Source organism: Rufibacter sp. LB8, assembly GCF_014876185.1.
Taxonomy (GTDB): domain Bacteria; phylum Bacteroidota; class Bacteroidia; order Cytophagales; family Hymenobacteraceae; genus Nibribacter.
This window is the reverse complement of record NZ_JADALJ010000001.1, coordinates 3,159,253-3,184,585: the sequence shown is the minus strand read 5'-3', so window position 1 is coordinate 3,184,585 and position 25,333 is coordinate 3,159,253. Positions and strand designations below refer to the sequence as shown.

Sequence of the window (25,333 nt, the reverse complement as noted above, 5' to 3'; positions counted from 1 at the left end):
CTATTTTGTGGCTTTCCGCCGTGTATATAGGGTTTTACTAATACTTTTTCCTGTGGATATTTCGCATTTTACTGAGCGCATAAACCAAACGCTTTCCACTCTTACGTATGGCAAAGCGCCAGACGAATTATATGCTCCCATCAGGTATATGATGGAACTGGGCGGTAAACGCGTGCGCCCTTTACTCACCTTGCTAGGCGCAAATTTGTTCCATGACAACGTGGACAAAGCGTTGATGCCAGCCATTGGCGTAGAGGTTTTCCACAACTTCACGCTCATGCATGATGACATCATGGACAACGCCCCACTCCGCCGCGGGAAGGCCACCGTGCATGAAAAATGGAACACCAACACCGCCATCTTGAGTGGTGACGTAATGCTGGTGCGCGCCTATGAATTCTTCCTGGGGGTGGAGCCTGAAAAATTAGCCCAGATTCTACAACTGTTCAGCACCTGCGCCGCCCAGGTTTGCGAAGGCCAACAGCTGGACATGGAGTTTGAGACGCGCCAAGACGTGACCATTGATGAATATATCAACATGATCACGCTCAAAACCGCGGTGTTGCTGGGCTTCAGTCTGGAATTGGGTGCCCGTATCAACAATGCCTCAGAAGAAGATGCGCTGCATTTAAAGGAATTCGGGATTCACATGGGCATTGCCTTCCAGCTGCGCGATGATTTATTAGACGTGTACGGCGACCAGGCCAAATTTGGCAAACGCGTGGGCGGCGACATTGTCTCTGACAAGAAAACCTACCTGCTGCTGACCGCGCTGGAAAAATCATCGGCCACCCAAAAACAAGAACTGCTCAAGTGGCAAGGGCAGACAGACGCCACCCAGGAACAGGAGAAAGTACAGGCCATCAAAGACATTTACAACGGTCTTGACATTCAGCACGTGACCCAGAGCCAGATCAACCACTATTTCCAGCGGGGCATGCAACACCTCAACCAGGTCAATGCCCTTAATAGCAAGAAAGAGTTGCTCAGAGTTCTGGCCACCCAACTGATAGAAAGGGATAGTTGATTGTAGCGATATAAGTTGAGAATGTACTTGATGTATCTTGCTTTGCTGTAATGAAAAAAATTTCAATTTTACTTTTCCTCTTGTTTACCATCTATGCCTGTGCTCCAAAACAAGACGATTCAAATGATAATACACAGCCAGTAGTTGAAGCGGAAGTCACCACATATCCATCAGGTTTAAAAAACTCATTGGTTCAGAAAAAGGCCACCATAGATTCAATCTTCCAGCTTGAATTACAAGATACCATCCTTACGCTGAGCCGTAAGCAATTTCAAGTTTGGGTTAAACTGCCTTCACGTGGGTTTGTCCAAGTTTTCAATAATTGGCCCGAAGAAATAGAAAGTACATTCAATCTGCTTTTTGACAATCAAGGGCGCCTTGTACGAGTTTCAGAGATGCCATTTAGTGAAAGCGGTGATTGGGACATGATGTTTAGTCACTACTTTACGGCAGAAGGTAAAACTTTCGCATTTGAGAAGGAGGTAAGTGCATTTAACACATCTTGCCCAAATGATGAATATTTAGAAGGTGTAACTAGAGAGAAAATAATTCAGATATACTCACCTTCCTTCACTATGATTGATAGTACTTATAAAATGACAGATGAAGCAGGTAAGGATATTACTAAAAGAAAGTGCCAGCTGGAAGTAGAGAGTGATGTTAAGGTTTTTAAAGACCTGCCAACTTACCTTACCGGTAATAAATTGAATTTCAATTAATACAAGCCAGTAAGAACCATTAGCACCCTGATTCCATTCTTATAAGTCTGCTATCTTAGCCCGCTCAAACTTTATTCCCTATGCCCATTAGTATCACGCTTCTCCTGATTATTCTTACCGTTGGTGCCTCTATCTATGCCTGGCAGAACAAAAACCTGATGGAGAATTGGGTACACCACCCCGTGAGCGTGGCGCAGAACAATGAATATTGGCGCTTCTTGACCTCGGGGTTTCTGCACGCAGATTTCATGCACCTGTTCTTCAATATGTTTGTGTTCTACTCCTTCGGGCAGTTGGTGGAAGGCGTGTTGATTCAGCTGTACGGGCCGGGGTTGGGCATTGCGTTTTTCCTGCTGCTGTATCTGGGGGCCATCATTGTGTCAGACATTCCCACTTATTTCAAGCACAGGCAAGACCATAACTATTATTCCCTGGGTGCTTCTGGCGGAGTGGCGGCAATTTTGTTCGCCAGTATTTATTTTCACCCGCTGGGCGATATGATCATTTTCCCCATTCCGCTACCCATCAAAGGCTACGTGTTTGGTTTCCTTTATCTGGCGTATTCCTATTATATGGGCAAGAAGGGCACAGACGGTGTGAACCACAGCGCGCACTTTTACGGCGCGGCCTTCGGGTTTGTGCTGGCTATTTTGCTGGTGCCGCAGATTTTACCGGGTTTCTTTGAGCAAATAAAGGGTTCTTTGTTCGGATAAAAAATTTGTACTTTAAGATATATAGCGTTTTCTATCTTTTTTCTATATTGTCCGTATACGGTGTTATACGGGCTGATGAAAGGAGAAAAGAAAATGCGCAAATTTAACTATATCAAGATTATTGTAGCTTTAGCTGTGATGCTATGGTTGCCCTTCATGATGCAGGCGCAGTCTTTTCTGGCGGCGGGCGCAGCTACCACTTCTAAAACCGCCCGCATGAGCATGGGCGAAGGGTTGGCCGCCAACAACCAACAACTTTTACTAGACCTGGTGACCAAAGCCGGACTGATGCCGTTGCTCTCTAGCGGAGACACGTACACGTTCTTTGTACCGTCTGCGCAGGCCCTCACCGCTTACCAAGACGCTGCCCCAGACAAACTCAGAAGCTTTTTTTCCAAACACATTATAGCTGGCGCGCTCACCACCGCTGACCTGCGCGACGGCTCTGACCTGAAAACCATTGACGGCAGTAAACTCCGGATCTGCAAGAAAAAAGGCGCTACCATTGTGGCCGGCGTGCGGCTGCAGCAAGAAGACCAACTCTTCGCCAACGGCGTCATCCATCAGTTAAAAGGTGCTTTTCAATTGACGGCCACTACCTTGTAAATACTACTTAACTTCTTGTGAATGTGAAGGCTGCCCCAAAAAGGCAGCCTTTTTTATGTCATACCCTGGTGCAGGTAAACGGTTAATTTTTGTCAAGACGAATTTTTGCGGACATCACCAATTCCACCAATATTTCTAACAGTAAAGCGGCCACCTTATAAAATCCGTTTTTGGCTTCATTTCCAGAAATGGGGCCGAAAACGGAAAAATCACCGTGCGCCGTAAAGCAACTAGGGCAATGGCAGATTTCGGCTTAAAATAAGGGGGCTTTTAAAATTTCTTAAAAAATTTAGAAAGTACAAGCAACCTTCAGGCGTGGTTTTACATCTTTAGCATGAACCGTAACAGATAAAGCCATGAAAAACCGTTCTATCTTCTCCCTGTTGTCTTTGGTGGTGTTGGCCATCTCGTTGTCTTCTTTTGTCTCTGCCAAACGTGTGGCAGAAGAAACCCGCCGTGTAGACAGTTTCACCAAAATAGGCTTGGGTTACCCCGCCACCCTCATTTTGCGCCAGGGCGGCACTCAAAGCCTCCGCCTACAAGGCGATTCTGATTTATTGGCCGAACTGGTAACCGAGGTGAAAGACGGGCAGTTGCGTATCAGAACCAAAGAAGGCAACTGGAACATGAGCTGGAACAACAGGGAGCGCGTGACCATCTACATCACCGTGCCTAAGATAGAAGCCCTGGCCGTGAGCGGTTCCGGCAAAATCACCAGTGAAGACACATTCAAAGGTGAGTCGTTGGATCTGGCGGTGAGCGGTTCAGGCAAGATTGAGGTTTCTGCCAAAGTAGAGAAAGTGAGCAGCCGCATCTCGGGCTCCGGCAGCATTGAACTCACCGGCGAAGGCAAGGAAAGCACCGTGTCGGTGAGCGGGTCCGGGTCTTTGCGCGGCTATTCCTTCGCCACAGACAATACCAAAGTGAGCATTTCAGGCTCCGGTAACTGTGAGGTAAACGCCAAGTCCACTTTAAAGACCAGCATCAGCGGCAGCGGCCGGGTTTCTTATGACGGTTCGCCCAGCGTGAACAGCCGCGTGTCTGGCAGCGGCGGCGTGAAGCGCCGCGGCTAATTCCCGTTTTCGGCTCCGTTTCCAGAAATGAGCCCGAAAACGCATTCCAGTAGAGCTTTCTTCCTCTGGGTATATTCCCTTGCCCAGAGCAGCTTAAAGAGCGGCAGGCCTCTTCCTGTCCCAATGGCGAAGCCATAGGAAACCCTGCCGTTCTTTTATTTTCCTTTTAATTAACAGCCACACCAGAAGATACTTTGGGCCTTGTTTCAGGAAATGCGCTGAAAACCGAATACTACGTAGCGCAGGTTTTGTAAAGCAGCATTGATTTCCATAAAAAACTCCCGTTTTGGGGCTCATTTCTGAAAATGAGCCCCAAAACGGGAGTTCGGCTTTTAACAAGGTTGGCTATTGCAGCGTGCGGTTGCGGAACAGCAGAAAGCCCAGGTGCCCAAACACGGCCCAGCGGTGGGCGTCATTATCATAATGAATCACGTGCAAAGCGGCCGGACCAATGGGCGAGTTGAAGATAAGGCCAGAACTGGCGGTCACAAACGGCCTTGAGAAGCCTTTCTCTTTTATGCCAAGCTGCATTGCGTTTTCTTTCAATGGCTGATGGATGATGTGGGTGAAGGCTTCAGTGCGCCATTCAAACTTGGTGAACAGGTTCTGCGAGAACCGCAAGCCCAGGGCGCCGTACCTGGAGGCCCGGTAATTGTCCAGGAACAGGGTGCGGGAGTCTGGCAGCGGCGCAAACACCGGCGCGGTGGTCAACGAGGACCGGTAATTAGAGAAAGCGCCCTGCGTGCTCAAAACGCCTTCTATGAAATAGCCCCAGCTGCGCTTGTCATTGGCAGACGGGTAATAGCCTTCATACGTAGCCGAAAACTGGAGCCATTGGTGGTCTTCGGTTCTGGATTCTGGGTTCAGGGAAGTGGTGCCCGGCCGGTAAAGCTCCTGCCCAGACACGCCGCGCACGCCCAGCGTGGCCCGGTGCCCTTTGGTGGAGTACATTTTGCGGTTCAAAGAATTGCGTTCAAACCTAAGGGCAGCCGTGTAGCCAGAGAAATCGGTTTCATCCAGCACATCATCAGAAGACACGTTGCTGCTGTTGGCGTACTGGTCTTCATTGGAGAACCAAACACCTTCCAGCACAATCCGGCTCCTGAAATTATGGCTGATGCCCGTCTGGAAACCTACCTTAAAATCGCGCTGACGCAGCTGGGTGCTGGTGGCGTCCTGGTCCAGAAAACCGCCGGCATCTAGGTAATTAAGCGATTGGTACATAACAGAAGGTTCCACGTAAAACGGAAGCCGCCCCTGCACATTCACCCTGAACCCAAACTGGCCGCCCGTGTAAAATCTACCTATATTAGCGTTGGCCGCCACCGTGTACAGCAGCCGGTTGAGGTACCGGTACTCCAGACCCAAAAACAGGTTATCTACCGGCCGCGTGCCGAATACAGCGCCAATCTCAGCGGTGGCGTTGTGGCTTTGCCGGGCGTCAATGTTGAGGGCGTAGCCGCCGGCCGCGCTGTCATATTTTATACGGGGGTAAATGCCCCTGAAAAAGTCATTGGCCGCCAACCGGTAATAGCCTTCCTCAATGTCATCTATGGAATAGTTTTTCCCGTTGGAGCGCCGGAAGAACTTGGCCACGTAATCTTTCTGGTTGTCTTTTAACCCTTGCACGCTTACCGAGGCAAAACGTGGCGGCGGGGCTTTCTCCTGAAACTTGTCACGGCGGGCGCGCAGGCTCACAGAGTCAACCTGGCGGGCAATGCGCTGTTTCATGAGCGGCAAACGATCTTCGGCGGCTTTCACGCCCAGGTCTATCAGTTCTTTCACTCGCGCGAAGTCTGTGGTGCCGTAGCCATCCAGGTCGGGCTGAATTAAGACACCGTTGGGGCCCACGGCCAGCGTGTCGGCCACGTCAAAGCTCAGGAAAACCAATGAGGTGCCCAGCAGTTCATCGTCTTTCTCATGCGGGTATTTTTTATAGGAGACATCGCCCACGTTCACGCCAATGATCACGTCTGGCTTGAACTCAGATTTCATGACGTCTGTGGGGAAGTTGTTGAACAGGCCGCCGTCAAACAGATAACGGCCGTCTGCCTGCCTGATGGGCCTGAACGCCAAAGGCACCGCCATGGAGTTCCGGACGGCCTCTGCCAGGGAGCCGCTGCGCTGGATGATCTGCTGGCGCGTGAAAATTTCGGCGGTCAAACTCCGGAAGGGCACAAACAGCTTGTTAAAATCATAGGCGGCAATGGCCCCGCCCGCCGCCAGCGTAGAAGCCAGCGCGTAGTTCAGGTTCACGTCATTGATCAGGCCGCTGGAGGTGGTGTTAAATTTGAGGTTGCCTTTCAGGCTCAGGGGCAGGCGCAGCGTAGCCGGCGAGGGGTCTATGTTGAAATAGTTGAACGCCCGGTCTTCCAGCTGCCGGCCAGACACCCAGTACTGGAACTTGGGCGAAAGCACCAGCTCCTCAATGTCAGCCGGCGAATACCCGGCCGCGTAGAGCGCACCAATCACAGAACCCATGCTGGTGCCCACAATGTAGTCAATGGGAATGTTGTTTTTCTCCAGCACCTTGAGCACGCCCACGTGGGCCAGCCCCTTGGCGCCGCCACCGCTCAGCACCAGACCCACTTTTTGGGCGCTAGCCCTGGAAAGCGTAGCGGTTAGCAACAGCACAGTAAAAAGGAAACGGATGTAAAAAAATTGCATATGGTTGAGATAGAGATAGAAGCCGGGAAAGCAAAACACGCCAAGACGCCGGACGAAACCAGGTGCCAGGCATTTACAGGTAGATAACACCTATGGCACAAGAGATTGCTTTCTGTGCATTACCCTTTTACGGGAGAAAGGTTTTCAGTAAGAGCCCTTTACCGTAAATATTTTGTTTTCTCTATCTTTTAGGAGCCAGCAGTTTCCGTTTTCGGGCTCATTTCCAGAAACAAAGCCGAAAACGCAATTCAGAACCGTAGCGTCGTGACATTAACACGACGTGTCTCTCGCAGGAAACTGTTTCAAGTAAGAGCAAGACTTTTCTTCACAGCTTGGCCCAGGCTTTTGGTTTGTTCTGAGTTGAGGCGCTTTCGTTTCATGGAAACACGTCGTGTCGGTGCCACGACGTTACGGTTGCGTTTTTGCCCTCATTTCCAGAAACGAAGCCGAAAACGGAAGTTAAAAAAAAAGCCCCTCTCCGTGGGAGAGGGGTTGGGGTGAGGTTATCTTATCGGCTTAGGCATGACCGGTAAACTTTCATGGCCCTCTGCGTCAACGGCCTGCACCGCGAAGAAGTAGTTGTCTTTGGAGTAGGGCAGGGTGGTGGTGGTGCCGTCCACGTAGATTTTCTTTTCCCACATAGCCGCCGACGTTTCACGCATTAAGATGTAATAGCCCGCCGGTTTTTCGCCTTTGGTAGGGGCCTTCCAGCGCAGTTCGGTTTGGTTGGTGAGGTTGCTGGTCACTACGCCCACTTCTTCAGGTGAATAGGGAGCCAATGCCAGATTTGCCAAGGTGGCCAGGTTCAAAGCGGTGTTCTTGCGCACGTATTCATAATCAACGTGTTCCGGGAAATCGCCGTAGGCAATGCCGTTTTCTGTGCGCACGTTCTGGTGCTGGTAGCGGTAGTTTTCGTTCATCTCACAGACACGCACTGCCGTAAAACCAGCCTGGCTGAACGGGGTGTGGTCGCCGCCACGCAGGAAACGGTCTGTGCGGTAGTTCAACACCACTTCTAACTGCGGAATATAGCGCGCGCCCATTTCCTTCATGTAACGGGCCAGTTGGCGGCTGCGGCTGTCGTTTTCGCCGCCGGTGCTTTTGCGCAGGGCGGTCATCTCAGGGGTTTCCAGAGCAGGCACGCCTTCAGAGAAAATGCGCACGCGGGTGTTGTCTTTGAGGTTGGTTTCGTCTGAGAACGAGTTCCCGATCATGTCATTGTTGAGCATGGCCACCAGATTCCAGTTCTCTTTCTTGGCGCGTTCGGCCAGGTGCTTTGCCCCGTACAAACCTTGCTCTTCGCCCTGCACGCAGACAAAAATAATGGTAGCCGGGAATTGCTGCTTCGCCATGACGCGGGCCAGTTCAATCACCGCCGCGGTGCCTGAGCCGTCATCATTGGCGCCGGGCGCTTTGCCGGTGGCGTCCATCACGTCGGTATTTCTTGAGTCAATGTGGCCACTCACCAAAAACACGCGGTCGTCAGTGGGGTCGGTGCCTTTGAGCGTCGCCATTACGTTGGCCATCTCTATGTCTTCTTTTATGCGGCGGCCGTCGGCTTTAATGATGTATTTGTCTTGGGTCACGGTCATGCGGCCGCCAGAAGTGGCGGCGGCTTTCTGCATTTCGGCTTCTGCCCAGTTACGCGCCGCGCCAATGCCTTTCTTTTTGTCTTTGGTGGTGCTCAATGAATGGCGGGTCTCAAAGCTCACCAGGCCGCGCACCAGGCGCTCCAGTTCCTGGGCAGAAACCTGCTCGGTTAGGGTCTTGATGATAGGGTCTTGTTTGATAATGGCCTGCGCCTGCGCGGCAGAACCGGCAAAGACTATTCCCAGCGCGGCCAGGCCAGTGCGGGCGAAAGATGAAATAGAAGTCATAAAAGCGAGTTGTAATGATAAAGGAATGTGTAATTTCCGCATTATTCAGCAGAAAGCAATAGTTGCCTGAGTAGCGGTTCGTTTTGGGGCTCATTTCCGTAAATGAGGCCAAAAACGGAATTTCTTTTCTTCTCTTGCTAACACTTGTTAGATTAAGCAACGCCCTGGCGTATTAGTACGTTCTATCTATCATTCACCAACCCATAGAAACTATGAGTCTACCCATTTCTCCCGGCCGCGAATTCCTGGACAGCGTGCATTACTATTATGACAACGCCGCCCAGCACTCCCAACTTTCTCCTGGCATTCTGGCGCAGATCAAAATCTGCAACAGCGTGTACAAAGTGAGTTTTCCGGTGGAGATCAACGGGCAGATTCAGGTCTATGAAGGCATACGTGCCCAGCACAGTCACCACAAGCTGCCCACCAAAGGCGGTATACGCTACAGCATGCACGTGGATGAGGACGAAGTGGTGGCCCTGGCCACGCTGATGACCTTCAAGTGCGCCGTGGTGGATGTTCCGTTTGGCGGCGCGAAGGGCGGCGTGAAAATCAACCCGCGCACGTCGTCAGATGAACTGCTGGAGAAAGTGACCCGCCGCTTCGCCAGTGAGTTGATCAAGAAGAATCTGATCGGCCCTGCCTTAGACGTGCCCGCACCCGACTACGGAACCGGTGCCCGCGAAATGGCTTGGATTGCCGATACCTACCACACGTTCAAATTCGGTGAAACCAACGCGCTGGGCTGCGTAACCGGAAAGCCCGTGGGCCAGGGCGGGATCAGAGGCCGGACCGAGGCTACCGGTATGGGCGTGTTCTTCGGGCTGCGTGAAACCCTGGAAGACACTGAATTGATGAAACCGCTGGGCCTTTCAACGGGCATACAAGGCAAGCGCATTATTGTGCAGGGTTTGGGGAACGTGGGCTACCATGCCGCACATTACTGTCAGCAGGCTGGCGCCATCATTACGGGTATTGCGGAACGCGAAGGCGGTATCTTCAACCCAGACGGAATTGACGTGGAAGCGGTCATGAAGTTCAGGAAAGAGAACGAAACCCTCAAAGGTTATGAAGGCTGCGTATTCCTGGAAAGCTCGGCGGAATTGCTGGAGCATGATTGTGATGTGCTCTTGCCCGCCGCCCTGGAGAACGTGATTCACGGCGACAACGCTGCGCGCATCAAAGCCAAAATCATTGCCGAAGGTGCCAACGGCCCCGTTACCCAGGAAGCTGAGCGTATTCTGTTGGAGCGCGGCGTGGTGATCATCCCAGATTTGTACCTGAACGCGGGCGGGGTTACCGTTTCCTACTTTGAGTGGCTCAAGAATTTGTCTAACGTACGCTTCGGGCGCATGGGCAAACGCGCTGAGGAAGCCAGCCTCAAGCGCTTGGTAGAAACCATTGAAAAGTCCACCGGTAAATCCTTAAGTGCCGAAGAAAAACTCCTTATCATCCATGGCGCCGATGAACGTGACTTGGTCTACTCCGGCCTGGAAGACACCATGATCACCGCCTACCACCAAATTAGAGATGTGATGCGCCAGGTGCCCAAAATCACCGACCTCCGCACCGCCGGTTTCTACTCGGCCATTGATAAGATTGGCGTGAGCTACCAAGCCTTGGGTATCTTTCCGTAAGGTTCATCGTTCCTTAAAACACGTTTTCAGGCTCATTTTCAGAAATGAGCCCCAAAACAGAAAATCCCACCAGAGCAGATTTGGTGGGATTTTTATGTTTTAAAGGGGAATAAACTATTGCTTAATCTTCTCATGCTGGCGCGATTGTTTAGCGCAGCGTCACTCGCGCATACCGATCGGGTAGTCTCCCGACTACCCTCGCTGCCCTAGCAGCGACATTTCGCATTTTAGATGACGCATTTCGTCCCCCTTTGAAGGGGGTTGGGGGATGATAAAGACACTTACAATTAGTAGAACCAAGCCTATGAAACTAAATCTCCCGCAAGTTTAGCGCTAGCCTAACTTGTGGGAATACACTTAATCAGTATATCAACTGACGTGAGTTTATAAACTCACAACTTGGAACGCCACATAGTTACGCTAGCGCTAAACTTGCGGCAGCTATAGTTTCATTGTTATAGCTAATGGCTCTTCTCCTACCTTTATCATCCCCCAACCCCCTTCAAAGGGGGACGAAATGCGTCATCTAAAATACACACTTTCGCTGCTGACGCAGCGAGGGCAGTCGGGAGACTACCTAACCTCCGTTAGACACGAGTGACGCTGCGCTAAACACTCGCGCCAGCAGTAGAATTGGTAACTGCTGAGAAAACAATCAACAAGCAGCAATCAACAATCAACCACCAATCAACCATTTCAAAAAGGTCTTTGCCGGGGAAATTGTAATTTACGGGCTGAGTAGGCTACTAATACTTTAAATAAATCAGTAAAACGGTGGAAAACCCGGCCCTTCGTGCAGAATTTGTGAAGCTCATTGCCCAGGACCAGGCCCTGATCCATAAGGTGTGCAGCATGTACTGTCGGGACCCCGAAGAACGGAAAGACCTGTTCCAGGAAATTGTGTTGCAACTCTGGCGGTCGTATCCTTCGTTTAAGCATGAATCTAAGGTAAGCACCTGGATGTACCGGGTGGCCCTGAACACGGCCGTCTCCAGTTTCCGGAAAGAAAGCCGCCGGCCCCATTACGGTTCCCTCTCAGACACAGACCTGCAGATACCCGCCGTGCCGGACACCTCCGAAGAATATGAATTGAAAGTAAAATACCTCTATGCCGCCATTGACCAGCTCTCCCAAGTGGAGAAAGCCATTGTGATGCTCTACCTGGAAGACAAAAGTTATGACGAGATGGCTGATATCATTGGCATCACCAAATCTAACGTGGGCGTGAAGTTGAACCGCATCAAAGCGAAATTAGAGAAATTATTAACTCCGGTGTATGATGAAATTAGATAGCCTCAAAGACACCTGGCACCAGTATGCGGCCCAGTCGGCGGCGGCGCACCAGGTCTCTGAGGACCAGATATCGGGCTTGCTCAAAACCCGCACAGAGAACGCGGTGACCAAGCTCAAGAAGAACATTTATTTTGAACTGGTGGTGCAGCTGTTCACCGTGGTGTTGTTTGGCCTGGCCATCTTTTTGATAGAGAATGACCCGGTGTTCCAGATGCTGTGCGGGGTAATCATGGTCATTTGCCTGCCGTTTGTGGGGTATTTCTGGGTGCGTCTGCAGCGGCTTCGGGCCTTGAACGTGACCACGGCCAACCTGCGCGCCACCTTGAAGAACCTTATTGAGATGCTCACCGGCCTCACGCGGCTCTACTTCTGGACCAACATGCTGCTGGCGCCCATCGGGTTGGTGGCCGGGCAGCTGGTGTACCTTAAACTGGCCAACGGCATCAACATCTCGCATTTACCCTGGGAACAGATGTATCTGCGGCTGGCCGTCGGCTTTTTCATTGGGGCCGTGCTGGGGTATTTCTTTTTGAAATGGTATATCCAGAAGATGTTCGGGAGTCATTTGAAAGCGTTGAAAGGGGCGTATGGGGAATTGGAGAGTTTGGAGGTAGCGGCGTAAGTTGAAGTTGTTTGGGTAAGTGTTTCCTTATTCATCTTTCGATTTTAAGGCCACACAATTTAACGTCATCCTGAGTTTATCGAAGGATCTAACGAAGATTATTGCTTTCCTTTTCTTGACTTTCAAAGGTGTACAAGCAGTTTCCTTCGCCGTTGTTGGTGTTATCATCAACGACCAAGGCTGCGGTTCAAGCTATAATTCATGTGCACGCAATACACCTCCCTTTCAAACTCCCGTTGCATCCTTTGCCCTACAAGACGGCCTTTTCCATAGCCGGGCTCCGAGCGCTCACGGCCGCGAGGCCCCGCCTTCCCCTCTCGCGCTGTACCAGCTTCCTGGTGCCTTCGGCACCCGCCTGCCGGCGACGGAACCTACTTAGGCGCTCGATGGAAAGGCTGGAAAAGAGACAGTTGAAAGGCAGTCAGCGTTTTGGGCATCAGAAGTGCCGCCAGCTCAGAAGACCTCACAGGTTTTGGAAACCTGTGAGGTCTGCGCCAATTGCGTTTTCGGGCTCTAAATTGGAAATGGAGGCGAAACTGGGAAATGCGTGGTAGAGACCAGGCATTGCCTTGTCTCTACGGTTGAGGACCCGGCTGCAGTTACTCAAAAGACCTCGTAGTGCGCGCAGCTCCTACGAGTGTCTGCGCCAATTCCCGTTTTTGCCTTCATTTCCTAAAACGTGGCCAAAAACGGAAACCACACCTCTGCCTCCATCCTGACCCAAAATGAATAAAATACCGCAAGGGTGTAATATTTAGGAGGTTGACCATACTAATTCAGTAAATCAGCCACACTACACAAACAACCCTTTCGCGTATGATTAGATTACTCCTTTCCCACCAATGGAAAGAAGCCACCCGTTCCAGTGTCTGGCAGAAAAACCTGGCCGTGAACCTGGTGTTGGGCTTCTTTATGGTGCTTATGCTGCTCTACGTGGTGGCGCTCAGTTTCTTCCTGGACAACATCATTGAGTATTATTCGCCCAACGGCAACGCCGTAGAAATTGTGAACCGCCTGTTGCTCTACTATTTCTTGGTGGACTTGTCGTTGCGGTTTTTCATGCAGGAGTTGCCGGTGCTCAGCATTCAGCCGTACCTGCATTTGCCGGTGGGCAAAGGAAAGCTGGTGCATTTCATCCTCTGGAAATCCATTACCAGCCTGTTCAATTTCTTGCCGTTGTTGCTGTTCATTCCGTTCGCGGTGAAGGTGTTGCCCACGGCCTATGGCATGGGCGGGGCCTGGCTCTGGGTGGCGGGGCTTTTCTTCCTGACCTTGGTGAACAACTTTCTGACCATGTATTTCAAGCGCCAACTGGTGGAGAAACCCATGGCCACGGCGGGCTTTCTGCTGGCGGTGATTTTACTGGCTACGGCAGATTACCTCAACTATATCTCCTTGGGCAAGGCGTCTGGCGTGTTTTTCAACGGCTTGGGCACGCAGCCGCTGTGGTTGTTGCTGCCGGTGGCGCTGCTGGCGGTGGTGTACTGGGTGAATTACCAGTTCATGGCGGCGCACACCTACCCAGAGGAAATCAGAATCAGGAAACAGTCTAAAGTAGGCGATTCTACGGAGATTGGGTTCTTGCAGCGGTTCGGGCAGGTGGGTACCTTGATCAGCATGGAAATCAAGTTGATCATGCGCCACAAACGCACCAAGTCTACGGTAACCATGGGCACGGTGCTGCTGGCCTACGGCTTTTTGTTCTACACTAACAAAATGTACACAGACGGGTTTGCCATGCTCATTTTCCCGGGCGTGTTCATGACCGGAATCTTGATGATGAGCTACGGACAGTTTGTGCCGGGCTGGCAAAGCGCCCATTTTGACGCTCTGCTGACCAAGCGCATCAGCCCGTACACGTTCTACCTGAGCAAGTTCTGGATGTTTGTGCCTACCTGCGCCATGGCGTACTTAATTACTTTGCTGTACGGTTTGCTGCCAGAGATTGGCGGGAAAATCATGCTGATCAACACGGCCTGTTTCTTCTACAACATTGGGATCAACACCTTCGTGATTCTGTATTTAAGCACTTACAACAAAAAGCGCATGGACCTGAGCAAAGGCTCTTCCTTTAACTGGCAGGGTGTGGGCGCCTCACAGTTTATCATGATGTTGCCGGCCTTGGTGCTGCCTATCTTGATTTATCTGCCGTTCGGGCTGATGGGGCACCCGTGGTGGGGCATTGCCGCCGTGGGCGTGGTGGGGCTTTTGGGCTTCATCTTCCATAAGCAGTTGCTGGGCGTGGTAGTGAACCGTTTCCAGGCGCAGAAATACGCCATTGCCGCCGGTTTCAGACAGGCCTAGGCTTTTCCAAACCAAAAGATTGAATTTTTACCTCGATTTAAAGTTAAAAACCACACAAACGTCTTGTGTCTTGATACCTGATACTTGTGTCTAAAAAATAAAAACCATGATAGAAGTACGTGACCTTCAGAAAAGCTACAGCGGCGTGACCGTTGTCAATATTCCGGCCCTCACGGTGCAGAAAGGCGAAACCATTGGCCTGGTGGGCAACAACGGCGCGGGCAAAACCACTTTCTTCAGAATGATTCTGGACCTGATCAGGCCGTCTAAAGGCGAAGTGTTCAGCAAGGGCGAAAACGTGCGCGCCACCGAAGACTGGAAAACCTACACCGGCTCCCACCTGGACGAAGGCTTTCTGATCGACTTTCTCACGCCAGAGGAATATTTCGCGTTCATTGGCAAACTCAACGGCCTCACGCCTGGCGATGTACAGGATTTCCTGGCCAGCTTCCATGATTTCTTCAACGGCGAGATTCTGAGCCAGCGCAAATACATCAGAGACTTCTCCAAAGGCAACCAGAAGAAAGTAGGGGTGGCCGCCGCCGTGATGTCAAACCCAGAGTTACTGATTTTGGACGAACCCTTCGCCAACCTGGATCCCAGCTCGCAGATTAGATTGAAAAACTTGCTCAAAGACCTCAAGCGCCAAGGGATGACCATGTTGATTTCCAGCCATGACCTCAGCCACGTCACCGAAGTCTGCGACCGCATTGTGCTCCTGGAAAAAGGCCAGGTAGTAGAAGATATGAAAACCGACGAAACCACGCTCCAGCAGCTAGAAAGCTATTTCACCGTCTAGTTTTCCACCGGTAATTCTGTGGAAAAGTAAAAGAGGAATTGCCGGTTCTACACACCCGTTTTCGGGCTCGTTTTCAGAAATGGGCCCGAAAACAGGAATTCGTTTTACCAGAATTTTACACGGACACATCTTATAAGCAGGCTTCGGCTTGCCGTTTTTCTTTCCCTTATGAAACTCAGAAAACTTACTTTGGCATTTTTGTGCTTCTTGCCCTTGGCCACCTGGGCGCAGGAAAAAACTGCCCTCAATACGGCCAAGCTAGATAGCCTGCTCACCGTGCTGGAAGAAAAAAACAAACTGATGGGCTCTGTGGCCGTTTTCCAGGGCGAGAAGATGACCTACAGTCGGGCCATTGGCGCGGCCTCCATTAAAGACGGACAGCAGACCAAAGCCAACACGGGCACCAGATACCGTGTGGGCTCGGTGACCAAGACGTTCACGGCCACCATGATCATGCAGTTGGTGGAGCAGAAAAAACTGACGCTGCAGACACCGCTGGCCCAGTTCTTTCCGCAGTTTGACAACGCCAAAACCATTACGGTAGAACATTTGCTCCGGCACCGCAGCGGCCTGACCAGCTTCACCACCGACCCGGCATTTGGGCAGTTCATGCGCACCGAAAAGACCGAACCTCAGCTCCTGGAGGCCATGGCCCGCATGAAATCCTCTTTTTTGCCCGGCGAAAAGTATGAGTATAGCAACACCAATTACGTGTTGCTGGGTCTTATTGTGGAGAAAGTGACCAAGCAGCCGTATGCCCAGGTGCTCCAGAAGAATATTGTGGAAAAACTCAAGCTCAAGAACACGTTTTACGGAGGCAAAATCAACGCGGCCAAGAACGAAGCGTCGTCTTTTATGTTCCTGAACAACAGCTGGTTTGAATTACCGGAAACCCATATGAGCGTGCCCCACGGTGCCGGTGCTCTAGTGTCTACGCCGCAGGATTTAGGCATTTTCCTGCGCGGGCTTTTGCAGGGAAAACTGGTGAGCAAGGCCACCGTGGAGCAGATGAAAACGTTGAAAGACAATTATGGGCTGGGGTTATTGACAATTCCGTTTGGCAAGCTGTCCAGTTACGGGCATGGCGGTATTATTGACGGGTTCACCAGCATGCTCACCTATTTCCCGGAGCAGGACGTGACCATTGCCACCACGTTCAACGGCGCCAACACTAACGGTAATGACGTGCTCATCGGGTTGTTCTCTGTTGTGTTCAACGCGCCTTACAAAATCCCCACGTTTGAGGCTCCCAAAAACCTGAAGCTGGACTTGGCTTTGTATGAAGGCATGTTTACGAGTCCCACTTTTCCACTCAAGATTTCCATGAAAAAGGAAGGCGACCAGCTTATGGGCCAGGCTACCGGGCAGAGTGCTTTAATGCTGGAGGCCCGCTCAGAAACTCAGTTTGTGTTTGAGGGCGCGGGCATTACCATTGAGTTCTCCAAATCTGGTAAGAGCAACGCCTATGACCAGTTTACGCTTAAGCAAGGCGCTGGTAAGTTTGACTTCGTGAAGGAGTAACTTAAACGATATTATAGGAGAAAGGCCTTCGGCGAAGCCCAATTTGGGACTACCGAAGGCTTTTTTGCATTTATCATTTTAGTTGGAGTGATTGGCCCGAAATCAGTTTCCGTTTTCGGCTTCATTTCTGGAAACGAGGCCGAAAACGCTACAACTCAAAGCCCAGTTGGCAGCGCTGGCCCACCAGGCGGGGCATGTTTTGCCGAAGCTCTAAATTGGTGGTGATTTCCTTGAATTCCTGTTCTGAGCGGGCTTTTATTTCTTTGCGTTGCAGGGCCTCAATGAAGCGGCGGGCGTCCTCGGGGGTTTCCAGGGTGAGGCCGGGCACTTTGGTGGGTTTGTCGTCTTCGCCTTTGGCCACCATGGTGAAGTAAGACGTGTTGGTGTGCTTGACCGTGCCTGATTTCACGTTCTCGGCAATCACCTTAATACCCACCAGCAAAGACGTTCTGCCCACGTAATTCACCGACGCCAGCAGACTCACCAGTTCACCCACCTCAACGGGCTGAAGGAAATTCACGCCGTCTACGGTCACCGTCACGCAGTAATTGCCGGCGTGCTTGGCGGCGCAGGCATAAGCCACTTTGTCCATGAGAGACAGCAGAATTCCCCCATGAATCTTGCCCCCGAAGTTGGCGTAGCTGGGAATCATCAACTCCGTAAGCGTGGTGCGGGAGTGGGAGACAGGCCGGAAGATCTCAGGTTCAGGAGTGGGGTGCTGCATTTCGTTTTTGGGCTCGATTTCTTAAATGTAGGCAAAAACAGAGATTTGGAGTATCGCTGAAGGAAGCAATTGTAACTTCATTCTTTTAGAAACGGGATTCTGAAATCTAAAAACGTCCTAAAATTTGAACAAGTACAACTAAGGTTAGGTGAGTTGCCAGCAGAGCAATTACAATTCTTCTAAAGCTATAAGTGTTTGTGGTAGAATCTAATATCAATCCATAGATGGGAAACTGAACCAAAGCAATTCCAACTAAAAGGATTTCAAGATTCGCTGAATTTATAAATAACAGTACCGCCGCAGCCCAAGGGAATAAGACGAACGGTATGGTAAACTCCCCTGCAAATAAAGACCAAGTGGCAACTAAGAGTAGAAATGGAGTTGCTAGCGATAAAATATAGGTCCACCTGGAGTTTGAGGCCATTGAACGGCGGATTTAAAAGGACTCTATTACCTCAATCACCTACAAAAACACCACATCGTCAATCACTTCCTGGCCCATTTCTGAGTTGATGAGCGTGATGACTTTGGTTTTGGCCATGTTGAGTTCGTGCTTGAGCGGGGCAGAGGAGAGGCGCACGAACAGCTTTCGGTTGCGCACGAACACTTCCTGCGTTTTGAGCGAGATGGCCTTGCCCATGATTTTCTCCCAGGAAGCCACCAGTTGCACCTCATTGATCTTGCCGTTGAGCTTGTAGGCTTTGAGCATGGCGTCAATGCTGTCTTTCAGGCTGATAGTATCGGCTTTGCGCATGAAAGGGCTTCTGGGGTTCAACGGACGGAGGGACATAGTTTCTGGTTGGGTACGCGGTGGATCTAGGCGAAGGTACGCCATTTCTTTACGGATTTGGGCGGTGCGGCGGCTATGAATTTATCCACGGGAGTTATCCCCAAGCTATCCACCGGGCGGTTTCCGTTTTTGGCTCCGTTTCCAGAAATGAAGCCAAAAACGGCAGTTCAGGCGTTACCTTGATATGTCGGCAATAATCTGTTCATAGGCGGCCCGGCCGAGGTGCCAGCGGTTCACTTCCTGCTCAAAATTAAGTGCGCCCGGCACCGTCACGTAGCGTTTCTCAAATGTGAAGCCTACTTTTTCCAGGGTTTTGCTGGGCGCGGGGTTAAGAGCGTAAGGTTCGCAGTACAGGTCTTGCAGCTCCAGGTTCTCAAAAAAGAAAGGCAAAGATTTTTTCACCAGTTCGGTACCCATGCCTTGTTGCCAGTTCTGGGGTTGCCATAGGTGCAAATGCATGTGGGCCAATTGCCCGTAACTGATGTTGTTCACGTTGCAGTGGCCCACCGGCTGATTGTCTAACAGCCAGATCACCGCGTAAGCTGCTTTCTCTGGCAATGGCGTGTTGATTTGCTGCGTGAGCATGTGGGAGAGACCTTCACGGGAAGGAAGTTTCTGCAGGTCCACGCCCATGCCCCTCAGAAAAGCTGGGTCAGCTTTCAGCCAGTAATCTACAATAGAAGGAATGTCCTGGGTTTGAAGTTGCCGGACGGCTAGGTTTGTCGCCATGTTGATGTTCAGGTAAAAGGAAAGCTCCGCGTTTTTGGCTCTATTTCCAAAACAGAGCCCGAAAACGGGTGGAGGAAACTACTGTTTAGAAAAACGCTACAAGCTGCTGTTCTGCCAGGCGGCAAACGTCATCTCAAATTTGATTTCGCCGTTGGCGACGGTACCTGCTTCCGCCCAGCCGGTTTGGCGGTAAAAAGCCTCGGCGCGGCTGTTGGGCGCGGTGCTCAGCCACACGGTTTCCTGCGTCTGGCTGAAATACCAGTCCAGCATGGTGGCCTGCAATTGTTTGCCAATGCCCATTTTCTCAAACTCTGGATGCACAAACAAAGCCCAGACGTTGCGCTGCTGCAACCCCACAATGGCGAACCCAATAATCTGTTTCTCATACTCACACACCCAGCCTTTACCGAAGTGCAAAATGTAGTCTGCATACTCTTTGGGCGTGACCAGAGCCGGATTGCTCAACACGTTTTCTTTCACAGAGATACGCACCACGTGCATGGCGGGAATATCTTGTGAGGCGGCTTCTCTGATGGTCATTGAGCTAAAATTGTAATGAAATAAGGGCTTGGTGTATATGACGTGAAAGGCTAAAGCGCAGTTTATACACTTTGTTGACAGAAGGCATTTTTTAATCTCTTTGTGAGAGCGGTATGAATCCATCGCCCGACAGTAAACGGCGTGATTAAAACCGAAATCACAGCTAAGGTTAACGGGACTTCAATACCAAAGTAAAGGTTAAAACCTCTGTTAGTAATTAAGTGAATCAGTAAGAAAACTGACCAGATTACTATATTTATAAGGGTTGAATATCTGAAAGTTGCGTGTATCCTGCTTATGTCTGCCTCAATATCGCGAGCAAGCATCTTTCCAGCAAACCATAGGATGGCAATGAAGGCAACCAACATTCCAACAGTGGATATGCCATTTGTAAAGAACCATCCAAACAGGAACATGCTTTCCCCTGTAATGATAACAGATACCATTGCAAAAAGAACCATTGCAGCTAATCCAATTGGAAGCCCCATGGACAATGAAGTCATTGCCCCAATATTTTCTGCTATTTCCTGTTTCTTCATCTCAATGTTGTTTACGCTCAAATTCAATTAATCTAACCATTACAATTATACTTCCTCCTCCTCAATCGTCTCCGCCTTTCCCTCAGCAATCCTAAATCTTCTAATATTATTGGAAAGCGGCTGTAAAATGGCATCAGTCCTGTCCAAATGCGTGTCTGTCAAGAAAATCTGCCCGAAGGTGTTATTGGCCACCAGTTGCATCAATTGTTCAATGCGTTTCTGGTCCAGGCGGTCAAAGATATCATCTAAGAGCAGCAGCGGTTTCTGTCCGTTTTTTTGGGCCAAAACCTCAAACTGTGCCAGCTTTAAAGCAATCACATAACTTTTCTGCTGGCCCTGTGACCCGAAGTTTTTCACGCTCTTGCTATCCATCAGAAACACGAAATCGTCTTTGTGCGGACCCACGGTGGTGCGTTGCAAGGCCAAATCCTTGCGCTGGCTTTGGTCTAAGAGATAGGCGTAGTTTTGGCGGGTGAGTTGGCTCTGGTAGGCCAGCGTGACCAGTTCATGGCTGTCTGAGAGATGCCGATAATGGTGCTGGAACACGGGTTCAAAGGTCTCCAGAAAAGCCGCGCGCCTGATTCCCAGTTCGGTGCCCAGGGGCATGAGCTGCTCGTCCAGAATCTGGAGGTACTCTTTGTCCACGTAGTTTTTCTCGTAGAACTGCTTGAGCAAGGAGTTGCGTTGCTTGAGCACGTAGGTGTAGTGAATGAGCAAATCAAGGTAGCTGTGGTCCAGCTGCGCCATGAGAGAGTCAAAGAATTTGCGTCGTTCCTCACTGCCTTCCCTGATCAAGTCTGTGTCATACGGCGAGATCAAGACCACAGGAAACTTGCCCACGTGCTCGCTCACGCGCTCATACGGCGTCTTGTTGAGCGTGATGATTTTCTTCTGGCCCGTCTTCAGGTAACACTGCACGGAGCTCACTTTTTCCTCGTTTTGGAAGCGGCCGCGCACTATAAAATAATCTTCGCCGTCTTTTATGTTCTGCAGGTCTGTGCTGGTAAAGGCGCTTTTGGTGAGCGAAAGATAATGGATGGCGTCTAGCAGGTTGGTTTTGCCGCTGCCGTTGTCGCCAATGAAGCAATTGATGTGGCTGGAAAAAGGCAGGGTGGCCTCCTCGTAATTCTTGAAGTGCAGGACGTGTAGATTTTCGAGGAGCATGGACTAGTTTCCAGATTTTTACTTAATTTCGCATGTTAGAATACCTTACGGAACAAAACTACCGCTAAATCCACAGATTTTAGGCGATATTTGGAATTCCGTACGCTTAGATTAACCCTTACGAACAACAGACACAAGATATGGCGGAAGCGAAAGCAGCGAAGAAGGCAAAGGTAAAAGGCGCCCCTGCATTTTCAAAAGAGACCTACCTGCGTTGGTATGAGATGATGGTGCTCATGCGCAAGTTTGAGGAAAAAGCCGGCCAGCTCTACGGTCAACAGAAAATCAAAGGCTTCTGTCACCTCTACATAGGCCAGGAAGCGTGTGCCGCCGGTGCTATCACCGCGCTCACCAAAGACGATAAATGGATCACTGCCTACCGTGACCACGCCCACCCGCTGGGCTTGGGAACATCGCCCAACGCCGTCATGGCCGAGATGTTCGCCAAAGCCACCGGTTGCTCTAAAGGCAAAGGCGGCTCTATGCACATCTTTGACAAATCTGTGAATTTTGCGGGTGGTCACGGCATTGTAGGCGCGCAGGTGCCTATGGGCGCTGGTCTGGCCTTCGCAGAGAAATACAACAAGACCGGCAACCTGTGCATCACGTACATGGGCGACGGCGCCGTACGCCAGGGTGCGCTGCACGAGGCTTTTAACATGGCCATGCTCTGGAAACTGCCCGTGATTTTTGTGGTGGAAAACAACGGCTACGCCATGGGAACCTCAGTGGCCCGTACGTCTAACGTAACCGAGCTTTACAAACTGGGCTTGTCTTATGACATGCCGTCTGAGGCCGTGAACGCCATGCGCTGCGAAGACGTGCACAACGCCGTGGCCCGCGCCGCTGAGCGTGCCCGCGCCGGTGAAGGCCCTACGTTCCTGGAGTTCAGAACCTACCGCTACAAAGGTCACTCCATGTCTGACCCCGCTAAGTACCGCACCAAAGACGAGCTGGAAACCTACCGCAACCAAGATCCTATTGAGAGCGTGCGGTTCACCATTCTGGAGAACAACTTCGCCACGGAGCAACAGCTGGAGGAGATTGACAACAAAGTGAAAGCGCAGGTACAGGAGTCAGTGGAATTCGCGGAGAACTCACCCTACCCAGAGCCAGAGGAATTATACACAGACATTTACGTGGAGAGAGATTACCCCTACGTGATGGTGTAAACAAGCGCGGCGCGCGGGAACGGAACCGGTTGGTTTGGGGTTCAGCGGCAAGGCTTGGCAATGAAATAGCAGCTACTTTATTTATTATTCTATTAACTGATGTCAAATAACACAATGGACCAAAAGAGCGATTTAGAGCTAGTGGAGAACCCAGATGCCCTGGCTGATCGCCTTGTAGGAGGGTCTGAGGATTTTGTGACGCGTCACAAAAATTTATTGATCGGCCTGTTTGTGGCCATCGCTGCCGCTGTGGTGGGTGGATTTTTATACTACCAGAACCAGCAGAACAAAAACCAGGAAGCCCTGGCCGCCATGTTCCAGGCCGAGTATTATCTGGAGGCTGACTCCCTGAGCAAAGCCCTGAACGGCGATGGTCAGTACCAAGGGTTCAAGGCGGTGGCAGACGAGTACGGCAGCACCAAAGCTGGTAACCTGGCCAACTTCTACACCGGAGTGATCTATTTGAAGCAAGGCAAATTTGCCGAGGCCTTGAATTACCTGGAAGAATTCAACTCAGATGATCTGTTGTTGCAGTCGCGCGCGTACAGCCTGCAAGGCGATGCCCAGTTAGAGCTCAACAAGCCCGCCGAAGCCGCTGCCTTATACGAGAAAGCCGCCAGCCACAAAGCCAACGACTTCTTCTCGCCGCAGTACCTCATGAAAGCCGCCATGGCCTATGAGGCCGCCAACCAGCATGACAAAGCCGCTGACATCTATGACCGCATTGTGGCAGATTTCCCGCTGAGCCAGGAAGTAACCGACGCCAAGAAATACAAGGCCCGCGCTGAAGCATCGGCTGCTACTGCCAAGAAATAAGCGTTTTCAATCTTTTTGAACGGAGCCGTCGCCTGAAATTTTTAGGGCAGCGGCTCCGTTTTTTTGTGCACTTTTGCGTACAACCCGTTTTCGGGCTCATTTCTGAAAATGAGCCCGAAAACGGAACAGAAATCCCAAACCCAACCTCGTCTTTAACACTTCGCACCCATGGCCAGCGCCCTCAAAAACCTAAGTGACTACAACTCAGACAACCTGCCAGACATCTCCGGAAAGAAATTTGGGATAGTAGTGGCCGAGTGGAACAAAGCCATCACTGATGTGCTCTGCAAAGGCGCCTATGACACCTTAATTCAGCACGGCGCCAAGCCCGAAAACATCCACCGCAACACCGTGCCCGGCTCTTTTGAGTTGACCATCGGGTCCCAGTTCCTGGCGCAAAGCCCCGAGGTAGACGCCGTCATTGCCCTGGGCGTGGTGATCAAAGGCGAAACCAAGCACGATGACTACATCTGCCACGCCGTGGCGCAAGGCTTGACCCAGGTGGCGCTCAAGTTCAACAAACCGGTCATCTTCGGGCTGGTCACTACCAATGACGAGGCGCAGGCCTGGGACCGTGCCGGCGGCAAGCACGGCAACAAAGGCGTAGAAGCCGCCGCCACCGCTATTCAAATGTTGAGTTTGGTGGGTTGATGATTTAGATTCCTAGTGAAGTAAGAATGAACTTGCTGGAGACCTATTTGCATCAAGATTCAACTCCTGAAACTGCCAAGGAAATTGTGCTTTGGTGGGAAAAGAGAAGGCTGAAATACAATTTGGTGTACTTTCTCACTTCTCTAACTTGGTTACTTCTAGCCTCAATTTTTGTAAGAAGTAAACTCTTCTTTGGATTCGGCCTTATTGTAATGACGGCTGTACCTGCAAATGCCTGTTACTGCTTGGGCTGGATTACAGAAATTGTCTTACGAAAAGGAATCCACCCTTTGGACCTAAAAATAGGTCCGCTTTTTTTAGGGTTAGGTACCGTGTTTACAGTTGCGGGCCTTCTGCTCTACGGACTGCTTGATATACTTTATAAGTTGCTTTAAAAGTCTATTTCCGGTACAAAGTATACTGTCACAAAAACGGGGAGGCCCGCTGCATGCAGCGGGCCTCCCCGTTTTTGGGCTCTATTTTGGAAACGAAGCCGAAACTAGAATTTGAGGCCAACAGAGATACCTGCCCGGCCAATCCAGCCGGTGAGGTTGGCAGACTCAGCTTGTTCCCGGTCCCCGCTGATGAACTCCATGTTCCCTACGGTGTATTCAGGCCCAATGAACATGTCAAAGGACACCATTTCCTTGAAGATCCACTGACGGCCCACCACTAATCCGCCGCCAAAGTTCCTGGCCGTGGCCTTGAAATCATTCATATAGTCTTCATCGCTTTCAATGGTAAAGCTCATGAAACTGGCGAAAGGCGCTACATAGAACCCTGCCGGGGCAGGTTCGTCAGACAAATACACGCGGTATTCGGGCGTAATGCCGTAGCCAGACAACTCCTCAAACTTGGTGAAGAACGCCCCAACCTGAATACTTCTGGAATCTCCCAGCACGCGCTCATAATAGAAAGAACCAGTAGACACCAAGGGGGCCAGCAAGTTTACCTTTAATAAGTTGTTTTGGGCCTGCACAGGCTTGCCAAAGAAAAGGAGACCACCAAACAATGCGAGCAAAAGGGCTTTTTTCATGAAAGGGTTTAAGTAGGGGTTGTGCAAGGTAAGACACCAATTTCGCCCTAAACCCCTATCTGCTCACTATATATTTGCCGCGTGGTAGAGAAAAGCCTCAACCAAAATCCTGTTTTCGGGCTCATTTCTGAAAACGAGGCCTAAAACGCAATGCTTACAGGAAAGCATAATGTCTTGACAACCCAACACTAAAAGTCTATAGCTACTAACAAGGACGAGAATTGCGAGGATTCTTTTAAATCTAGTAGATATACTTAGTAGAATGGTGAATTCTTTTGGTACTTTTGCTTAAAATAAGAGGTCCCCCACCTTAT

The 25,333-nt window shown here is 50.7% G+C and carries 24 protein-coding genes; 15 read left to right on the top strand and 9 right to left on the bottom strand.

Annotated elements, in window-relative coordinates; translation table 11 throughout:
- Positions 1-52 precede the first annotated feature (52 nt).
- The 5 genes from IMY23_RS13350 (at position 53) to IMY23_RS13330 (ending at position 4,138) form a co-directional block, all read left to right on the top strand.
- On the top strand, positions 53-1,027 hold the full coding sequence (locus tag IMY23_RS13350) for a polyprenyl synthetase family protein (protein ID WP_192822562.1): 975 nt from the start codon (positions 53-55) through the stop codon (positions 1,025-1,027).
- A 50-nt stretch (positions 1,028-1,077) separates the two neighbouring features.
- Positions 1,078-1,746, top strand: coding sequence for a hypothetical protein (locus tag IMY23_RS13345; protein WP_192822561.1), 669 nt, complete (start codon positions 1,078-1,080; stop codon positions 1,744-1,746).
- Positions 1,747-1,826: 80 nt separating this feature from the next.
- The gene (locus IMY23_RS13340; RefSeq protein WP_225986507.1) at positions 1,827-2,459 is read left to right on the top strand and encodes a rhomboid family intramembrane serine protease; all 633 of its coding nucleotides are present in this window, start codon (positions 1,827-1,829) and stop codon (positions 2,457-2,459) included.
- Positions 2,460-2,552: 93 nt separating this feature from the next.
- A complete protein-coding gene (locus IMY23_RS13335; protein WP_192822560.1) occupies positions 2,553-3,065 on the top strand; it encodes a fasciclin domain-containing protein in 513 nt (170 codons plus the stop codon).
- A 356-nt stretch (positions 3,066-3,421) separates the two neighbouring features.
- Positions 3,422-4,138, top strand: coding sequence for a head GIN domain-containing protein (locus tag IMY23_RS13330; RefSeq protein WP_192822559.1), 717 nt, complete (start codon positions 3,422-3,424; stop codon positions 4,136-4,138).
- Positions 4,139-4,483: 345 nt separating this feature from the next.
- Here IMY23_RS13330 and IMY23_RS13325 read toward each other — a convergent pair whose 3' ends face one another.
- Both IMY23_RS13325 and IMY23_RS13320 read right to left on the bottom strand, forming a co-directional pair.
- Positions 4,484-6,805: a patatin-like phospholipase family protein gene (locus IMY23_RS13325; protein WP_192822558.1), complete on the bottom strand. Its 2,322-nt coding sequence runs from the start codon at positions 6,803-6,805 to the stop codon at positions 4,484-4,486.
- Positions 6,806-7,308: 503 nt separating this feature from the next.
- Complete coding sequence (locus tag IMY23_RS13320) at positions 7,309-8,682, bottom strand: M20/M25/M40 family metallo-hydrolase (RefSeq protein ID WP_225986506.1); 1,374 nt, start codon at positions 8,680-8,682, stop codon at positions 7,309-7,311.
- Between the two features lie 212 nt (positions 8,683-8,894).
- Between IMY23_RS13320 and IMY23_RS13315 the strand changes: the two genes are divergently transcribed.
- The 6 genes from IMY23_RS13315 to IMY23_RS13290 all read left to right on the top strand — a co-directional run bounded on the left by IMY23_RS13315 (position 8,895) and on the right by IMY23_RS13290 (position 16,858).
- On the top strand, positions 8,895-10,319 hold the full coding sequence (locus IMY23_RS13315) for a Glu/Leu/Phe/Val dehydrogenase (RefSeq protein ID WP_192822556.1): 1,425 nt from the start codon (positions 8,895-8,897) through the stop codon (positions 10,317-10,319).
- A gap of 774 nt (positions 10,320-11,093) precedes the next feature.
- Positions 11,094-11,612, top strand: coding sequence for a sigma-70 family RNA polymerase sigma factor (locus IMY23_RS13310; RefSeq protein WP_192822555.1), 519 nt, complete (start codon positions 11,094-11,096; stop codon positions 11,610-11,612).
- Positions 11,596-12,234 carry a hypothetical protein gene (locus tag IMY23_RS13305; RefSeq protein WP_192822554.1) on the top strand — a complete coding sequence of 213 codons (639 nt, stop codon included), beginning with the start codon at positions 11,596-11,598 and terminating at the stop codon, positions 12,232-12,234. The genes IMY23_RS13310 and IMY23_RS13305 overlap by 17 nt, the downstream gene beginning before the upstream one ends.
- Before the next feature lie 816 nt (positions 12,235-13,050).
- Positions 13,051-14,538, top strand: coding sequence for a DUF5687 family protein (locus tag IMY23_RS13300; protein WP_192822553.1), 1,488 nt, complete (start codon positions 13,051-13,053; stop codon positions 14,536-14,538).
- 106 nt (positions 14,539-14,644) lie between these two features.
- Positions 14,645-15,337 carry an ABC transporter ATP-binding protein gene (locus IMY23_RS13295; RefSeq protein WP_192822552.1) on the top strand — a complete coding sequence of 231 codons (693 nt, stop codon included), beginning with the start codon at positions 14,645-14,647 and terminating at the stop codon, positions 15,335-15,337.
- A 168-nt stretch (positions 15,338-15,505) separates the two neighbouring features.
- The gene (locus IMY23_RS13290) at positions 15,506-16,858 is read left to right on the top strand and encodes a serine hydrolase (RefSeq protein WP_192822551.1); all 1,353 of its coding nucleotides are present in this window, start codon (positions 15,506-15,508) and stop codon (positions 16,856-16,858) included.
- Positions 16,859-17,006: 148 nt separating this feature from the next.
- Here the strand turns inward: IMY23_RS13290 and IMY23_RS13285 are convergent, their stop codons facing one another.
- The 6 genes from IMY23_RS13285 to IMY23_RS13260 all read right to left on the bottom strand — a co-directional run bounded on the left by IMY23_RS13285 (position 17,007) and on the right by IMY23_RS13260 (position 21,344).
- Entirely contained in the window at positions 17,007-17,582 is a 576-nt protein-coding gene (locus tag IMY23_RS13285) for an acyl-CoA thioesterase (RefSeq protein ID WP_192822550.1), read from the bottom strand.
- A 463-nt stretch (positions 17,583-18,045) separates the two neighbouring features.
- Entirely contained in the window at positions 18,046-18,417 is a 372-nt protein-coding gene (locus tag IMY23_RS13280) for a DUF721 domain-containing protein (RefSeq protein WP_225986505.1), read from the bottom strand.
- 129 nt (positions 18,418-18,546) lie between these two features.
- On the bottom strand, positions 18,547-19,101 hold the full coding sequence (locus tag IMY23_RS13275; protein WP_192822549.1) for a GNAT family N-acetyltransferase: 555 nt from the start codon (positions 19,099-19,101) through the stop codon (positions 18,547-18,549).
- A gap of 96 nt (positions 19,102-19,197) precedes the next feature.
- Positions 19,198-19,641, bottom strand: coding sequence for a GNAT family N-acetyltransferase (locus tag IMY23_RS13270; RefSeq protein ID WP_192822548.1), 444 nt, complete (start codon positions 19,639-19,641; stop codon positions 19,198-19,200).
- A gap of 62 nt (positions 19,642-19,703) precedes the next feature.
- On the bottom strand, positions 19,704-20,180 hold the full coding sequence (locus IMY23_RS13265) for a hypothetical protein (protein WP_192822547.1): 477 nt from the start codon (positions 20,178-20,180) through the stop codon (positions 19,704-19,706).
- Positions 20,181-20,225: 45 nt separating this feature from the next.
- Positions 20,226-21,344 (bottom strand): DNA replication/repair protein RecF, encoded by a 1,119-nt coding sequence (locus IMY23_RS13260; RefSeq protein ID WP_192822546.1) that lies wholly within the window; start codon positions 21,342-21,344, stop codon positions 20,226-20,228.
- 140 nt (positions 21,345-21,484) lie between these two features.
- On the opposite strand from IMY23_RS13260, the gene pdhA reads away from it, so the two are divergent.
- The 4 genes from pdhA to IMY23_RS13240 all read left to right on the top strand — a co-directional run bounded on the left by pdhA (position 21,485) and on the right by IMY23_RS13240 (position 24,378).
- On the top strand, positions 21,485-22,516 hold the full coding sequence (gene pdhA / locus IMY23_RS13255) for a pyruvate dehydrogenase (acetyl-transferring) E1 component subunit alpha (protein ID WP_192822545.1): 1,032 nt from the start codon (positions 21,485-21,487) through the stop codon (positions 22,514-22,516).
- Between the two features lie 99 nt (positions 22,517-22,615).
- Positions 22,616-23,332 carry a tol-pal system YbgF family protein gene (locus IMY23_RS13250; protein WP_192822544.1) on the top strand — a complete coding sequence of 239 codons (717 nt, stop codon included), beginning with the start codon at positions 22,616-22,618 and terminating at the stop codon, positions 23,330-23,332.
- Between the two features lie 168 nt (positions 23,333-23,500).
- A complete protein-coding gene (gene ribH / locus IMY23_RS13245) occupies positions 23,501-23,983 on the top strand; it encodes a 6,7-dimethyl-8-ribityllumazine synthase (protein WP_192822543.1) in 483 nt (160 codons plus the stop codon).
- 26 nt (positions 23,984-24,009) lie between these two features.
- Positions 24,010-24,378, top strand: coding sequence for a hypothetical protein (locus IMY23_RS13240; RefSeq protein WP_192822542.1), 369 nt, complete (start codon positions 24,010-24,012; stop codon positions 24,376-24,378).
- A 104-nt stretch (positions 24,379-24,482) separates the two neighbouring features.
- On the opposite strand, the gene IMY23_RS13235 is transcribed toward IMY23_RS13240, so the two are convergent.
- The gene (locus IMY23_RS13235; RefSeq protein WP_192822541.1) at positions 24,483-25,019 is read right to left on the bottom strand and encodes a DUF3575 domain-containing protein; all 537 of its coding nucleotides are present in this window, start codon (positions 25,017-25,019) and stop codon (positions 24,483-24,485) included.
- Between the last annotated feature and the right edge of the window lie 314 nt (positions 25,020-25,333).

Bases quoted from the DNA above. Each gene is read 5' to 3' on its own strand.
- IMY23_RS13345 (WP_192822561.1), top strand. From the start codon at position 1,078: ATGAAAAAAATTTCAATTTTACTTTTCCTCTTGTTTACCATCTATGCC.
- IMY23_RS13340 (WP_225986507.1), top strand. From the start codon at position 1,827: ATGCCCATTAGTATCACGCTTCTCCTGATTATTCTTACCGTTGGTGCC.
- IMY23_RS13335 (WP_192822560.1), top strand. From the start codon at position 2,553: ATGCGCAAATTTAACTATATCAAGATTATTGTAGCTTTAGCTGTGATG.
- IMY23_RS13330 (WP_192822559.1), top strand. From the start codon at position 3,422: ATGAAAAACCGTTCTATCTTCTCCCTGTTGTCTTTGGTGGTGTTGGCC.
- IMY23_RS13325 (WP_192822558.1), bottom strand. From the start codon at position 6,805: ATGCAATTTTTTTACATCCGTTTCCTTTTTACTGTGCTGTTGCTAACC.
- IMY23_RS13320 (WP_225986506.1), bottom strand. From the start codon at position 8,682: ATGACTTCTATTTCATCTTTCGCCCGCACTGGCCTGGCCGCGCTGGGA.
- IMY23_RS13315 (WP_192822556.1), top strand. From the start codon at position 8,895: ATGAGTCTACCCATTTCTCCCGGCCGCGAATTCCTGGACAGCGTGCAT.
- IMY23_RS13305 (WP_192822554.1), top strand. From the start codon at position 11,596: ATGATGAAATTAGATAGCCTCAAAGACACCTGGCACCAGTATGCGGCC.
- IMY23_RS13300 (WP_192822553.1), top strand. From the start codon at position 13,051: ATGATTAGATTACTCCTTTCCCACCAATGGAAAGAAGCCACCCGTTCC.
- IMY23_RS13295 (WP_192822552.1), top strand. From the start codon at position 14,645: ATGATAGAAGTACGTGACCTTCAGAAAAGCTACAGCGGCGTGACCGTT.
- IMY23_RS13290 (WP_192822551.1), top strand. From the start codon at position 15,506: ATGAAACTCAGAAAACTTACTTTGGCATTTTTGTGCTTCTTGCCCTTG.
- IMY23_RS13285 (WP_192822550.1), bottom strand. From the start codon at position 17,582: ATGCAGCACCCCACTCCTGAACCTGAGATCTTCCGGCCTGTCTCCCAC.
- IMY23_RS13280 (WP_225986505.1), bottom strand. From the start codon at position 18,417: ATGGCGTACCTTCGCCTAGATCCACCGCGTACCCAACCAGAAACTATG.
- IMY23_RS13275 (WP_192822549.1), bottom strand. From the start codon at position 19,101: ATGGCGACAAACCTAGCCGTCCGGCAACTTCAAACCCAGGACATTCCT.
- IMY23_RS13270 (WP_192822548.1), bottom strand. From the start codon at position 19,641: ATGACCATCAGAGAAGCCGCCTCACAAGATATTCCCGCCATGCACGTG.
- IMY23_RS13265 (WP_192822547.1), bottom strand. From the start codon at position 20,180: ATGAAGAAACAGGAAATAGCAGAAAATATTGGGGCAATGACTTCATTG.
- IMY23_RS13260 (WP_192822546.1), bottom strand. From the start codon at position 21,344: ATGCTCCTCGAAAATCTACACGTCCTGCACTTCAAGAATTACGAGGAG.
- pdhA (WP_192822545.1), top strand. From the start codon at position 21,485: ATGGCGGAAGCGAAAGCAGCGAAGAAGGCAAAGGTAAAAGGCGCCCCT.
- IMY23_RS13250 (WP_192822544.1), top strand. From the start codon at position 22,616: ATGTCAAATAACACAATGGACCAAAAGAGCGATTTAGAGCTAGTGGAG.
- ribH (WP_192822543.1), top strand. From the start codon at position 23,501: ATGGCCAGCGCCCTCAAAAACCTAAGTGACTACAACTCAGACAACCTG.
- IMY23_RS13240 (WP_192822542.1), top strand. From the start codon at position 24,010: ATGAACTTGCTGGAGACCTATTTGCATCAAGATTCAACTCCTGAAACT.
- IMY23_RS13235 (WP_192822541.1), bottom strand. From the start codon at position 25,019: ATGAAAAAAGCCCTTTTGCTCGCATTGTTTGGTGGTCTCCTTTTCTTT.